At 73.4% G+C, this 13,140-nt stretch carries 14 protein-coding genes; 4 read left to right on the top strand and 10 right to left on the bottom strand.

Translation table 11 applies throughout. From position 1 onward, the window contains the following. Positions 1–12 precede the first annotated feature (12 nt). A complete protein-coding gene (locus V6D49_RS19885) occupies positions 13–603 on the top strand; it encodes a TetR/AcrR family transcriptional regulator (RefSeq protein ID WP_340561615.1) in 591 nt (196 codons plus the stop codon). A gap of 172 nt (positions 604–775) precedes the next feature. Here V6D49_RS19885 and recO read toward each other — a convergent pair whose 3' ends face one another. Continuing rightward, the gene (gene recO / locus V6D49_RS19880) at positions 776–1,525 is read right to left on the bottom strand and encodes a DNA repair protein RecO (protein WP_340561614.1); all 750 of its coding nucleotides are present in this window, start codon (positions 1,523–1,525) and stop codon (positions 776–778) included. A 100-nt stretch (positions 1,526–1,625) separates the two neighbouring features. After that, complete coding sequence (locus tag V6D49_RS19875) at positions 1,626–1,889, bottom strand: hypothetical protein (RefSeq protein WP_340561613.1); 264 nt, start codon at positions 1,887–1,889, stop codon at positions 1,626–1,628. A 236-nt stretch (positions 1,890–2,125) separates the two neighbouring features. On the opposite strand from V6D49_RS19875, the gene leuA reads away from it, so the two are divergent. Further along, positions 2,126–3,844: a 2-isopropylmalate synthase gene (gene leuA / locus V6D49_RS19870; protein WP_340561612.1), complete on the top strand. Its 1,719-nt coding sequence runs from the start codon at positions 2,126–2,128 to the stop codon at positions 3,842–3,844. A 186-nt stretch (positions 3,845–4,030) separates the two neighbouring features. Continuing rightward, complete coding sequence (locus tag V6D49_RS19865; RefSeq protein WP_445330556.1) at positions 4,031–4,744, top strand: TerB family tellurite resistance protein; 714 nt, start codon at positions 4,031–4,033, stop codon at positions 4,742–4,744. Positions 4,745–4,778: 34 nt separating this feature from the next. On the opposite strand, the gene era is transcribed toward V6D49_RS19865, so the two are convergent. The 7 genes from era to V6D49_RS19830 all read right to left on the bottom strand — a co-directional run bounded on the left by era (position 4,779) and on the right by V6D49_RS19830 (position 11,112). Beyond that, the gene (gene era, locus V6D49_RS19860; RefSeq protein ID WP_340561610.1) at positions 4,779–5,711 is read right to left on the bottom strand and encodes a GTPase Era; all 933 of its coding nucleotides are present in this window, start codon (positions 5,709–5,711) and stop codon (positions 4,779–4,781) included. A gap of 110 nt (positions 5,712–5,821) precedes the next feature. Beyond that, complete coding sequence (locus V6D49_RS19855; RefSeq protein WP_340561608.1) at positions 5,822–6,172, bottom strand: cytidine deaminase; 351 nt, start codon at positions 6,170–6,172, stop codon at positions 5,822–5,824. Positions 6,173–6,205: 33 nt separating this feature from the next. Continuing rightward, the gene (locus tag V6D49_RS19850) at positions 6,206–6,964 is read right to left on the bottom strand and encodes a hypothetical protein (protein ID WP_340561606.1); all 759 of its coding nucleotides are present in this window, start codon (positions 6,962–6,964) and stop codon (positions 6,206–6,208) included. Positions 6,965–7,048: 84 nt separating this feature from the next. Then, on the bottom strand, positions 7,049–8,362 hold the full coding sequence (locus V6D49_RS19845) for a hemolysin family protein (protein ID WP_340561604.1): 1,314 nt from the start codon (positions 8,360–8,362) through the stop codon (positions 7,049–7,051). A gap of 6 nt (positions 8,363–8,368) precedes the next feature. Next, positions 8,369–8,866: an rRNA maturation RNase YbeY gene (ybeY, locus tag V6D49_RS19840; protein WP_340561602.1), complete on the bottom strand. Its 498-nt coding sequence runs from the start codon at positions 8,864–8,866 to the stop codon at positions 8,369–8,371. A gap of 48 nt (positions 8,867–8,914) precedes the next feature. Beyond that, the gene (locus tag V6D49_RS19835) at positions 8,915–9,931 is read right to left on the bottom strand and encodes a PhoH family protein (protein ID WP_340561600.1); all 1,017 of its coding nucleotides are present in this window, start codon (positions 9,929–9,931) and stop codon (positions 8,915–8,917) included. Between the two features lie 110 nt (positions 9,932–10,041). Further along, the gene (locus V6D49_RS19830; protein WP_340561598.1) at positions 10,042–11,112 is read right to left on the bottom strand and encodes a carbohydrate kinase family protein; all 1,071 of its coding nucleotides are present in this window, start codon (positions 11,110–11,112) and stop codon (positions 10,042–10,044) included. A gap of 37 nt (positions 11,113–11,149) precedes the next feature. On the opposite strand from V6D49_RS19830, the gene V6D49_RS19825 reads away from it, so the two are divergent. Next, positions 11,150–12,448, top strand: a complete 1,299-nt coding sequence (locus tag V6D49_RS19825) for a family 4 glycosyl hydrolase (protein ID WP_340561596.1) — start codon at positions 11,150–11,152, stop codon at positions 12,446–12,448. A gap of 24 nt (positions 12,449–12,472) precedes the next feature. On the opposite strand, the gene V6D49_RS19820 is transcribed toward V6D49_RS19825, so the two are convergent. Beyond that, positions 12,473–13,126 (bottom strand): maltokinase N-terminal cap-like domain-containing protein, encoded by a 654-nt coding sequence (locus V6D49_RS19820; RefSeq protein ID WP_340561594.1) that lies wholly within the window; start codon positions 13,124–13,126, stop codon positions 12,473–12,475. Positions 13,127–13,140: the final 14 nt, after the last annotated feature.

Below are 13,140 nucleotides of genomic sequence, written 5' to 3'. Positions count from 1 at the left end.
AAGGAGCGTGCGGTGGGCGACAGCGGCGAGGGCGCGAGGCAGGCGGCCCCGTCCGGGCGGAAGGACGCCCGACGTAACAGGGAAACCCTGCTCGATGCGGCCGCCACGGTCTTCGTCACGTCAGGCGTGGACGCGCCGGTACGCGACATCGCGGCCAAGGCCGGCGTCGGACTGGGTACGATCTACCGCCACTTCCCGACACGAGCAGACCTCATCATCGGCGTCTACCGGCACCAGGTCGACGCCTGCGCCGATGCGGGCCCGGCCCTGCTGGCGACCGGCTCTCCGTACACAGCCCTAGGGCAGTGGATCAACCTCTTCGTCGATTTTCTGGTGACCAAACACGGACTCGCCGCCGTGCTGCAGGCCGACAACGCCGATTTCGAGGCGCTGCATGCCTACTTCCTCGACCGACTCCTACCCGTCTGCACCGAACTGCTCGAAGCCGCAGCCGTCACCGGCGAGATCCGCCCCGACATCGACGCGTACCAGCTCATGCGCGGCGTCGGTAACCTCTGCATCGGCGCGGAGAGCGACACCCGCTACGACGCACGCCGCATGGCCGAACTCCTCGTCGCAGGGCTACGCCGATCACACCACTGACCTCGGCGACCCCGCGCGATCGCCGTCCCGGATCGACCGCTCCCCTCGGCCTCTTCGGCACCGCCGAGTAAGCCGCCGCCTCGGCCCCCTTCCTGCGCCCGCCTTGTCGCCAGGACTTCCCGTGCCGCGCGGCCTCGGAGGTCGGCAGGGATCAGGGCCGAGGGTCTCCCGGTCAGCTCTTGTCGACGTACCGCAGGGAACGCAGCCCCCGCTCCAGGTGCCAGTGCAGATAGGCCGAGACCAGGCCGCTGCCCTCGCGGACGTGGCGGGGCTCGGCGGCGTCCGCCGTCGGCCAGTCGCCGGACAGCAGCGCGGCCAGCAGGCGGACGGCCTCGGGTGAGGGGACGACGCTGCCGGGCACCCGGCAGTCGGGGCAGACGGTGCCGCCCGCGGAGACGGAGAAGAAACGGTTCGGGCCCGGCATGCCGCACCGGGCGCAGGCGTCGAAGCTGGGGGCGTAGCCGCCGACGGCGAGCGAGCGCAGGAGGAAGGCGTCCAGGACGAGCCCCGGCGCGTGCTCCCCGGCGGCCAGTGTGCGCAGGCCCCCCACCAGGAGCAGGTACTGCTGGACGTTCGGCTCGCCCTCGTGGTCGGTGAAGCGTTCCGCCGTCTCCAGCATGGCCGTGCCGGCGGTGTAGCGGGCGTAGTCCGTGACGATGCCCCGGCCGTGCGGCGCGATCGTCTCCGTCTGCGTGCACAGGGGCAGTCCGCGCCCGACGAGCTCGCTCCCCCGGGCGAAGAACTGCACGTCCACGTGGGAGAAGGGCTCCAGCCGGGCGCCGAACTTCGACTTCGTCCGACGCACCCCCCGGGCCACGGCCCGCACCCGGCCGTGGCCCCGGGTGAGGAGGGTGATGATGCGGTCCGCCTCGCCCAGCTTCTGGGTACGCAGCACGATGCCGTCGTCGCGGAACAGGCTCATGGCCCCATCTTCGCAGCCGCCGCGCGCCCGCGTCTCCGTGCCCCGGGTGCGCGGGCGTGGGGTGCGGGGCAGGCGACGCGGGTGCGCGGGGCGGACCCCGCTACTCCGGCCGCTCCGCCGCGTGGAGGACGGCCGTGATCAGCGAGGACTGGGCGGACGTGAGCCGGGGGTCGGCGCAGTAGACGGAGGCGTCGTCCACGGTGATCTCGTAGTTGAACCCCTCCGGCACCCCGACCGGCGGCGTCTCGTGACCCTCGGCCACGGCGGTGCGGGCCAGCTCGGTCAGCTCCGGGTCGGACGTCCGGAGGGTGGCCCGGCGGGGGCGGCCGCCCTGGCCGCCGGTACGGATGACGGTAATGTCCATATCCTCACGGTAACCGACCGTACGCACCGTGTGAAGGCATGACAGGTCTCGCATATTGATACAGGTTCCGCAGGGCCGGGAACGCTCGGTTACGCTACCGCCATCATGCGATTCGGGCTGCTTCTCCTTAGCCGCCGCGGTGAGGGCCTGTAGAGGCCGACCCCCTCCCCGCGGAGTTCGGTGCTGCCACCGTCGGCCTTCTGCAGAAGCCACGCCGCGACAGGAGCCCACACCCCATGAGCAATCGCCAGCAGCCCTCGGGAATGCCGATCCGCAAGTACGGCCCGTACGAGGCCGTGGACATCCCCGACCGCACCTGGCCGGACCGCCGGATCACCCGGGCGCCGCGCTGGCTGTCCACCGACCTGCGGGACGGCAACCAGGCCCTGATCGACCCGATGTCCCCGGCCCGCAAGCGGAAGATGTTCGACCTGCTGGTGGCCATGGGCTACAAGGAGATCGAGGTCGGCTTCCCCGCCTCCGGCCAGACGGACTTCGACTTCGTGCGGTCGATCATCGACGAGGACGCGATCCCCGAGGACGTCACGATCTCCGTGCTGACGCAGGCCCGCGAGGAGCTGATCGAGCGGACGGTCGAGTCGCTGGTCGGTGCGCGCCGGGCGACGGTGCACCTGTACAACGCGACGGCGCCGACGTTCCGCCGCGTCGTCTTCCGCGGCACCCGCGAGCAGGTGCGGCAGATCGCTGTGGACGGCACCCGCCTGGTCATGGAGTACGCCGACAAGCTCCTGGACGACCGCACCTCCTTCGGCTACCAGTACAGCCCGGAGATCTTCACGGACACCGAGCTGGACTTCGCGCTGGAGGTCTGCGAGTCCGTGATGGACGTGTGGCAGCCGGAGGAGGGCCGGGAGATCATCCTGAACCTGCCGGCCACCGTGGAGCGCTCCACGCCCTCCACCCACGCGGACCGCTTCGAGTGGATGTCGCGGAACCTGTCCCGGCGGGAGTTCGTCTGCCTGTCCGCCCACCCGCACAACGACCGGGGGACGGCGGTGGCCGCCGCCGAGCTGGCGGTGATGGCGGGCGCCGACCGCGTCGAGGGCTGTCTGTTCGGGCAGGGCGAGCGCACCGGCAACGTCGACCTGGTCACGCTGGGGATGAACCTCTTCTCCCAGGGCGTGGACCCGCAGATCGACTTCAGCCAGATCGACGAGGTGCGCCGCACCGCCGAGTACTGCAACCAGATGGAGGTCCACGCCCGGCACCCCTACGCCGGCGACCTCGTCTACACGTCCTTCTCCGGCTCCCACCAGGACGCCATCAAGAAGGGCTTCGAGGCCATGGAGGCCTCGGCCGCCGAGGCGGGGACGACGGTCGACGAGATCCCCTGGACGGTCCCGTACCTGCCGATCGACCCCAAGGACGTCGGCCGCTCCTACGAGGCCGTCATCCGGGTCAACTCGCAGTCCGGCAAGGGCGGCATCGCCTACGTGCTGAAGAACGACCACAACCTGGACCTGCCGCGCCGGATGCAGATCGAGTTCTCGCGCATCATCCAGGAGAAGACGGACGCCGAGGGCGGCGAGATCACGCCGTCGCAGATCTGGGACGCCTTCTGCGACGAGTACCTGCCGACGCCCGACCGCCCCTGGGGCCGGCTCGCCCTGCGCAGCGCCCAGTCGGAGACGACCAAGGACGGGCACGACGCGCTGACCGTGGAGGCCGTCATCGACGGCGAGCAGACCGTGCTGGCGGGCACCGGGAACGGCCCGATCTCGGCGTTCTTCGACGCGCTGGCCGGCAACGGCATCGACGTGCGGCTGCTGGACTACGTCGAGCACACGCTCAGCCAGGGCGCGAGCGCCCAGGCCGCCTCGTACATCGAGTGCGCCATCGACGGCCAGGTCCTGTGGGGTGTCGGCATCGACGCCAACACCACCCGCGCCTCCATCAAGGCCGTCGTCTCCGCCGTCAACCGCGCGTCCCGCTGAAAAAGTTGACGGCCCGTCCAGCCGCTGACGGCCGCTGACCGGCGACGCCCCCGGCCGGAACCGCTGGTTCCGGCCGGGGGCCCCACTTTGTCCGGTACTGGAGGCTGACGCCGACCCGTCCCTGTGGTTAACATCACGTCCTGGCGTGGCGACACCGGCGACGAGGCCGGGCGACGGAGGTGCGGCGTGGGCGGACTGCGCGTGGCGGGCAGGCACCGGGGGACACTCCCGGCGGACGGCTGGGGGCGTGTGGGCACGGGCCTGCGCACCGGCGTCCGCACCGCGTGGACCACCGTGGCCGACGGCGAGTTCTTCTGCGCCGCGTGCGGCGGCGACCGCAACTACGAACGGCGCACCGGACGTCGGCGGCTGGAGCTGCTGGGCGTGCCGCTGCTGCGGGGCAACGCGACGGAGCCGGTCCTGGCGTGCACGTCCTGCGGGGAGCACTTCGGCCCCGAGGCACTGACGCACCCGACCACGACGCGGCTCGCCGCGCTGCTGCGCGACGGTGTGCAGGGCGTGGCGCTGGCCGCGCTGGCCATCGGCGGCACCGACCACCCGGCGGCCCGCCGCGCGGCCGTCGCGTCCGTGCACGCGGCCGGCTACCCGGACTGCACCGAGGAGCAGCTGCTCACCCTGTGCGCGGCGCTGCGGAGCGACACCTCCGCCGGGGCGTGCGTCGGCGTCGAGATCGAGCTGCACGCCGTGCTCGGCCCCCTCGTGCCGCACCTCGCCGAGCCCGGGCGGGTGGGCCTACTGCTGCAGGGTGCCCGCATCGCGCTGGCGGACGGGCCGTACTCGCCGGGGGAACGCGCGGTGCTGACCGCGCTCGGCAGTGCGCTGGAGTTCACCCCGGAGCAGACGCAGGCGCTGCTCGTGGCGGCCCCCGAACGCGGCTGACCCGAGCCAAGCCGACCCGCCCGGGGGCGCCGCGTCAGAAGCCCAGGCGGCGCAGCTGCTTGGGGTCGCGCTGCCAGTCCTTGGCGACCTTCACGTGCAGGTCCAGGAAGACGGGGGTGCCGAGCAGCGCCTCGATGTGCGTGCGGGAGCGGCTGCCGACCTCCTTGAGCCGCTTGCCGCCCGGGCCGATCACGATGCCCTTCTGGCTGGGCCGCTCGATGTACAGGTTGGCGTGCACGTCCAGCAGCGGCCGGTCGGCGGGACGGCCCTCGCGGGGCAGCATCTCCTCCACGACGACGGCGATGGAGTGCGGCAGTTCGTCACGGACGCCCTCCAGCGCTGCCTCCCGGATCAGCTCCGCGACCATGACCTGCTCCGGCTCGTCGGTGAGGTCGCCGTCCGGGTACAGCGGCGGGCTCTCGGGCAGCATCGGGGCGAGCAGGTCGGCCAGCAACGAGACCTGGCTGCCGTCGACGGCCGAGACGGGCACGATCTCGGCCCACTCGATGCCCAGTTCGCGGCCCATCCGATCGACGGCGATGAGCTGCTCGGCGAGCGCCTTGGAGTCCACCAGGTCGGTCTTGGTCACGACGGCGACCTTCGGCGTGCGCTTGAGTTTGGCCAGCTCGGCGGCGATGTAGCGGTCGCCGGGGCCGGTCCTCTGGTCGGCCGGCAGGCAGAAGCCGATGACGTCGACCTCGGCCCAGGTGGAGCGCACGACGTCGTTCAGCCGCTCCCCGAGCAGCGTGCGGGGCTTGTGGAGACCGGGGGTGTCGACCAGGACGAGTTGGGCGTCCTCGCGGTGCACGATGCCCCGGACCGTGTGCCGGGTCGTCTGCGGCCGGTTGGAGGTGATCGCGACCTTCGTGCCCACAAGTGCGTTGGTCAGGGTCGACTTGCCGGCGTTGGGGCGGCCGACGAAGCAGGCGAAGCCGGCGCGGTGCGGTGGGCTGGGAGGGGCGCTCATCCCCCCATTCTCCCTGATCGCCGGGGCACCCCCGACCGCTGCCACCCCGGACGCCGGACGGACGGTGGCCGGTGCCCGGTGTCCGGGCCGGGCGGGCCCGGCCCGGGGCGTCAGCCCGCCGTGAGGGTGGCGCGGAGGGTGCCGTCCGGCGCGGCCAGCAGGACGGGCGTCGTGCCGCCCAGGTCGGCCACGGCCGCGAGGTCGCCACCGGGCAGCGCTCCGGCGTCCGAGACGACGGCGGCGGCCTCCAGGGACTGCGCGCCGGACGCGACGGCCATCGCGACGGCGGTCTGCAGCGCCGTCAGTTCCAGCGAGGGCAGGGTCACGGTGCTCGCGACGTAGGTGCGGCCCGTCTCGTCGCGCACGGCCGCGCCCTCGGGCACGGCGTTGCGGGCGCGAGCGCTGCGCGCCAGGGTGATGATCTTGCGGTCCTCGGGATCGACGGCCTGGGCATCAGTCATGGCGTCGAGCTTACTTGGGCCGAAGACGGCGGGTCACAGCCGTGTGGCGCCGGGGAAGCTCCCGGCGGGGGACGGCGTGCCGCCGGCGGCCACCGTGCGCAGCTTCTCCAGGGCGAGCCGGGCGAAGGGCACGATGCCCCCGGCGCCCAGGTCCTCCCGGCCGGACTGCGCCACGTGCACGGTGTGCGCGCCGACGCGGACGTGGACGACGTCGGCGACGACCGTGACCGGACGGTCCCCCGTCCCCGCCCGCACGTACCGCACCGCCACGCTCTCGTCTCCCAGCTTCGGCACCGCCGCCCGTTCGGCGTGGTAGTCGACCCGGTGGCCCGAGACCTCGGGGCCCTCGGTGAGCTGGAACCCCGGACACTGCCCGGCCGCCGCGCGGAACGACGCGAGGGCGCCCCTGGCGGCGTCGACGTCGGCGTGCGAGCCGGTGCGGGCCACCAGGAAGGGGCCGACCTCGGTCCGGGCGAAGCGGGCCTCACCGCCGCCGGACGGGCCGCGGAACAGCACCCGGCACGGCCCTTCGCCCGGTTCGGGGACACCGATGCCGCGTTCCCTGGCGGCGGCGGAGGTGTCGGCGGCCCAGCCGGCCGGCAGGTCGGCGAGGCTGAGCACGGCCAGCCGCAGGCGTTCCTCGGTGAGCCGTCCGGCCTGGGGGGTCGGCCCCGCCTGGCGTCCGGAGGTCCCGGTACTGCCCGCGCAGCCGCCCGTCAGCACGACCGGCCCGGCCAGCAGGACCAGGACGAGCGCCGCGCGGACGAGGCCCGGGCGCTGGTGCGCTTCCATGGCTCGCATGGCACCCATGGGCGCACGCGGCCCGGGGGTCGGCCAGTGCCGTTCACCCGGCCGGGTGAGAGCGGACGGCCGGGGTCACGGCGCGCTGTCGTCCGGCTGCTCGGCGTCGACGCGCTCCACGAGGACGCGGTCGATCCGGTTACGCCGGCCCGCGGTGGACTCGGCGGTCAGGCGCAGCCCGGCGAGCGCGGGGTCGGCCGGGTCCTCGGAGAGGTCGGCGACGGCGGAGGCACCGGCGATCGGGACGCGGCCGAGGAGCTTGGCCAGCAGCCCCCCGACGGTCTCCACGTCCTCGTCGTCGAAGCCGGTGAGGCCGTACAGCTCGCCCATGTCCTCGATGTCGAGCCGCGCGGTGACGCGGAAGCGCCCGTCGCCGAGGTCCTCCACCGGCGGCAGCTCCCGGTCGTACTCGTCGGTGATCTCGCCGACGATCTCCTCCAGGATGTCCTCGATGGTGACGATGCCGGCCGTGGACCCGTACTCGTCGATGACGACGGCCACGTGGTTGCGGTCGCCCTGCATCTCGCGCAGCAGGTCGCCCGCGTTCTTGGTGTCGGGCACGAACGCGGCCGGGCGCATCGCCGAGGAGACCAGCTCGGACTCGGCGTCCCGGCTGATGTGCACCTTGCGGGCGAGGTCCTTGAGGTAGACGATCCCGACGACGTCGTCCTCGTTCTCGCCGATGACGGGGATGCGGGAGAAGCCCGAGCGCAGCGCGAGCGTCAGCGCCTGGCGGATCGTCTTGAAGCGCTCGATGGTGACCAGGTCGGTGCGCGGGACCATGACCTCGCGCACCAGCGTGTCGCCGAGCTGGAAGACGGAGTGCACCATGCGGCGCTCGTCGTCCTCGATGAGCGACTCCGACTCGGCCAGGTCGACCATGGCCCGCAGCTCCGCCTCCGAGGCGAAGGGGCCCTTGCGGAAGCCCCGGCCCGGGGTGAGCGCGTTGCCCAGCAGGATCAGGAGCTGCGGCAGCGGTCCCAGCACCCGGGTGAGGGGCAGCAGCACGTACGCGGCGGCCGTCGCGGTGTTCAGGGGGTGCTGGATGCCGATGGTGCGGGGGGAGACGCCGACGGCGACGTAGGAGACGAGCACCATGGTGCCGATCGCCACCGCCAGCGCCTGCCAGGGCTCGGCGAAGTAGCGCAGGCACGCGTAGGTGACGAGCACACCGGCCGCCATCTCCGAGGCGACCCGGAGCAGCATCGCGAGGTTGAGGTAGCGGACCGGGTCGGCGGCGACGGCGGCCAGTTTCGCGCTGCCGCGCCGGCCGCTGCGCACCGCCTGCTCGGCCCGGAAGCTCGTGGTGCGCGCCAGCCCGGCCTCGGCGCAGGCCGCCAGCCAGGCGACGACGACGAGGGCGACCGCGAGGGTGAGGAGCTGCGTCATGGCCCGTCAGCCTACGGTGGGGGCGGGGGACGGGCCCGTGAGGCCCTGGTCCGACCGCCAGCCGTCCACGATCGCCTGTTGGAGACCGAACATCTCGGCCTTCTCGCCGGGCTCCTCGTGGTCGTAGCCGAGCAGGTGCAGCACACCGTGCACGGTGAGGAGCTGGAGCTCCTCGTCCATGGTGTGCTGCGTCGGGGCCTGCTCGGCCTGCCGGGCGGCGACCTCGGGGCACAGCACGATGTCGCCGAGCAGGCCCGGCGGGGGCTCGTCCTCGTCCTTCCCCGGCGGACGCAGCTCGTCCATCGGGAAGGACATGACGTCGGTCGGCCCCGGCAGGTCCATCCACTGCACGTGGAGCTGCTCCATGGCCGAGGCGTCGACGACGATGACGGACAGCTCCGACATCGGATGGATGCGCATCCGGGTGAGGGCGTAGCGGGCGATGTCGAGAATCGCCTGCTCGTCGACCTCCTGCCCGGACTCGTTGTTCACGTCGATGGACATGTGTGCGCTGGTGCTCTTCCCTCGTCTCGGCCTGCGGGCTGGCGCAGCTTACCGGGCGCCGCCTCCGTCACCACTGCGGACGTCGTAGCGCTCGTAGGCGTCCACGATACGGCCCACGAGCTTGTGCCGGACGACGTCGGTGCTGGTCAGCCGGGCGAAGTGGACGTCGTCCACGCCCTGCAGGATGTCCTGCACCTGACGCAGGCCGGACCGGGTGCCGTTCGGCAGGTCGACCTGGGTGACGTCACCGGTGATGACGATCTTGGAGTCGAAGCCGAGCCGGGTGAGGAACATCTTCATCTGCTCGGGGTTGGTGTTCTGTGCCTCGTCGAGAATGATGAAGGCGTCGTTGAGCGTGCGTCCGCGCATGTAGGCCAGCGGCGCGACCTCGATCGTCCCGGCCGCCATGAGGCGCGGAATGGAGTCGGGGTCGAGCATGTCGTGCAGCGCGTCGTACAGCGGGCGCAGGTAGGGGTCGATCTTCTCGTACAGCGTCCCGGGCAGGAACCCGAGCCGCTCGCCCGCCTCGACCGCGGGCCGCGTCAGGATGATGCGGTTGACCTGCTTGGACTGGAGCGCCTGGACGGCCTTGGCCATCGCCAGGTACGTCTTTCCGGTACCGGCCGGGCCGATGCCGAAGACGACGGTGTGCTCGTCTATGGCGTCGACGTAGCGCTTCTGGTTGAGCGTCTTGGGGCGGATGGTGCGCCCGCGGTTGGAGAGGATGTTCTGCGTCAGCACCTCGGCCGGTGTCTCGGCGGAGCCGTCGCCCTCCTCCCGCAGCATGGCGATGGAGCGCTCCACCGCGTCCTCGGTCATCGGCTGACCGGTGCGCAGGACGAGCATCATCTCGTCGAAGAGCCGCTGGACGAGCGCGACCTCCGCCTCGTCGCCGGTGGCGCTGATCTCGTTGCCCCGGACGTGGATGTCCGTGGCGGGGAAGGCCTCCTCGATCACGCGGAGGAGGCGGTCGCCCGAACCCAGCACCGTGACCATCGGGTGCTTGGCGGGAACGGCGAACCGGGCCTGTGCCTGGGGTGCCTGGGAAGTCGATGTCTGCGTCATGGGCCGGCGCTGGGCCTTGCTCATCCCTCTCCGTAGCGGCGATGCGTTGCGCTACCCAGGTTACGCCGCCGCACCGACACCGCCTCCGGGTTTTCCGTCCGGCGCCGCCGCTACGCCCGGGGGAAGCCGATGGTCGGCACCGCGCGCCGGAGCGGAAGGGCGCGCTCACCGTCCGCGAGCAGAGCGCGCAGGAACCCGTACCGGCAGTCGACGTCCGCGCCGACGGCGGCACAGCCGTGGACGCGGTGGCACCAGGCGGCGATCTCCGGCCAGCCCGGCGCGGCGAGCGAGCCGCCGAAGTGCTGCACCGACAGGGAGGCCACCAGCCCGGCGAAGGCCAGCCGCTCGGCGAGGGGCCACTCGGCGAGCGAGGCCATGACGAAGCCCGCCATGAAGACGTCGCCCGCCCCCGTCGGATCCAGGACCTCCACCTCCACGCCCGGGACCTCGGCCGTCCGCCCGGTGCGGCCGTCCGCCGCGTAGGCGCCCTCGGGGCCCAGCGTCACGACGGCCAGCGGCACGTGCTCGGCCAGGGCGCGGGCGGCGGCGCGCGGGCAGTCGGTGCGGGTGTAGCGCATGGCCTCCTCCGCGTTCGGCAGGAAGGCCTCGCAGTGCCGCAGCTCGGTGAGGGCGGCCAGGTCCCAGCGGCCCGTCCCGTCCCAGCCGACGTCCGCGAAGACGCGGCCGCCGTCGCGCGCCGTCCGCCCGATCCACTCCTGGGGGGCACCGGGCGTCAGCGAGGCCACGGCGGCGCGGGTCGGCGGCGGCGCGGCGGGGAGCGGTTCACGCGGCGGCGGGGCCTCGTGCCCGTGGGAGACCATCGTGCGCTCGCCCTCGTAACCGAGCGAGACGGTGACCGGCGAGTGCCAGCCGGGCACGGTGCGGGAGAGCGAGAGGTCCACGCCCTCGCCCTGACTGAGCTCCTCGCGGCAGAACGCGCCGTACACGTCGTCGCCGAACGCCGCCGAGAGCCAGGTCCGCAGCCCCAGCCGGGCGAGCGCGGTGGCCATGTTCGCCACGCCGCCGGGGCTGGAGCCCATGCCCCGGGCCCAGGACTCCGTGCCGCGCACCGGGGCGGAGTCGAGCCCGGTGAAGACGATGTCGAGGAAGACGGTCCCGGTCAGATACACGTCGCAGGCCGGGTCCTGCGGGGTCCGCACGGCGGCGAGTGGATCGAGCATGCCGCCAGTGTGCCGGACGCCCGGTACCGTCCGTCCCATGCGACTTTCCCTTCTGGGCGGGGGCGGATTCCGGGTGCCGCTGGTGTACGGCGCGCTGGCCCGTGCGGACGGCGGCATCACGGACGTCGTCCTCCACGACACCGACCCGCTGCGGCTGCGCGTCATCCGCTCGGTGCTGGACGGGATCGACGGCGGCCCGCGCGTGCACGTCGCCGCCGACCTCGACGACGCGCTGCGGGGCGCGGACTTCGTCTTCTCGGCGATCCGCGTCGGCGGCACCGCCGGACGGGTGCGCGACGAGCGCGCCGCGCTCGCGGAGGGCGTCCTCGGGCAGGAGACGGTGGGGGCCGGCGGCCTGCTGTACGGGCTGCGCACGGTGCCCGTCGCCGTGCACATCGCCGAGCGCGTCCGGGCCCTGGCACCCTCGGCGTGGGTCGTCAACTTCACCAACCCGGCCGGAATCGTGACCGAGGCGATGTCGGCGGTCCTCGGCGACCGGGTGATCGGCATCTGCGACTCCCCCGTCGGCCTCGTCCGACGCGCCGCCCGGGCGGCCGGGGCCGATCCGGACACCGTCGACTACGACTACCTGGGCCTGAACCACCTCGGCTGGCTGCGCTCCCTGCACAGCGCCGGGCGCGACCTGCTGCCCGGCCTCCTCGCCGACCCCGCCGCACTGGGCACCTTCGAGGAGGGTCGGCTCTTCGGTGCGCAGTGGCTGGCCACTCTCGGGGCCCTGCCGAACGAGTACCTGCACTACTACTACTTCCGACGCGAGACGCTGGCCGCCGCCCGGGCGGCCGGTGAGACGCGTGGCGCGTTCCTCGCGCGGCAGCAGGGCGCCTTCTTCGCCCGGGCCGCCGAGGATCCCGCGGCGGCGGCAGCGCTGTGGGAGGCGACGCGGCGGGAGCGGGAGGAGACCTACCTCGCCGAGGCGCGGTCCGCGTCCGGCGGCTGGCAGCGCGACGCCGACGACCTCGACGGCGGCGGCTACGACCGCGTCGCCCTCGCCCTGATGCGCGCGATCGCCACCGACCGCCCGACCCGGCTGATCCTCAACGTGCGGAGCGCGGGCACCGTCGCGGCGCTCCCGGACGACGCCGTCGTGGAGACGGTGTGCGAGGTGACCGGCTCCGGCGCCCGTCCGCTGCCCGGCGCCGCGCCGGGCGCCGCCGAGCTCGGCCTCATGCTCCAGGTGAAGGCCGCCGAGCGGGCGACGATCGCCGCCGCGACGACCGGTTCACGCCGCGCCGCCCTGCGGGCGCTCGCCCTGCACCCCCTGGTCGACTCCCCCGCCGTCGCCGACCGCATCCTCACCCGCGCCCCCTGGCCCTGACCCCCGGTCACGGGCGCGCGAAGGTCAGGGGCGGGTGGGGGTGCGGTGGAGGAGGGTGAGGGGGCCGCGCTGCTCGGCTCCGTCCGGTGTGCGCCACACGCCGGTGACCGAGGCGTCGGCCTCCCGGGCGGCGGCCGACGCCGAGCTCAGCACGCGCAGGACGGTCAGGGTGTACGCCCCGACCCGCACCGCGCTGGCGTCGCGGTCGTCGGTCACCGGCCACGGCGGGGGCGGCGGCGCGGCATCACCGGCATCACCGACGACCACGACGGAGTCGTCCGGGGTGTCGGACGTGTTCTGGTGCTGCGGCCGGGCACGGCCCTGGAGGAGGGCCAGCAGCTCGGTCCCGAGCACGGGATCGCGGACGCCGTCGTAGACCCAGCGCTTCCCCAGCACGCCGTGCTCGGAGGTGCCGGCCAGCGCGGGCTCGGCCCCTTCCAGCGGCGCCCCGCGATAGGTGAGCGGCACCTGGTAGGTGCGCGGCTCCTCCCCCGCCGTATCGGTCACGACCATGAACTCCATCCCGACCGCGCCCTCGGGGTCGTCGAGCCGGAAGCCGCCGGAGACGGCGAGGCGGGGCGCCCCGGCGGAGCCGTCGTACCAGGGCTGCGCGGGGAGCCAGCCGGTGAGGAGGGCGAGCTTGCCGGGCTCCATGGTCGTCCTGTGAATGAGTGCCATGATCACCCAACCAC

It is taken from the genome of Streptomyces sp. GSL17-111, from assembly GCF_037911585.1.
GTDB lineage: Bacteria > Actinomycetota > Actinomycetes > Streptomycetales > Streptomycetaceae > Streptomyces.
Note: the sequence above shows the minus strand (reverse complement) of the source record. Positions and strands in the feature narration are given on the sequence as shown.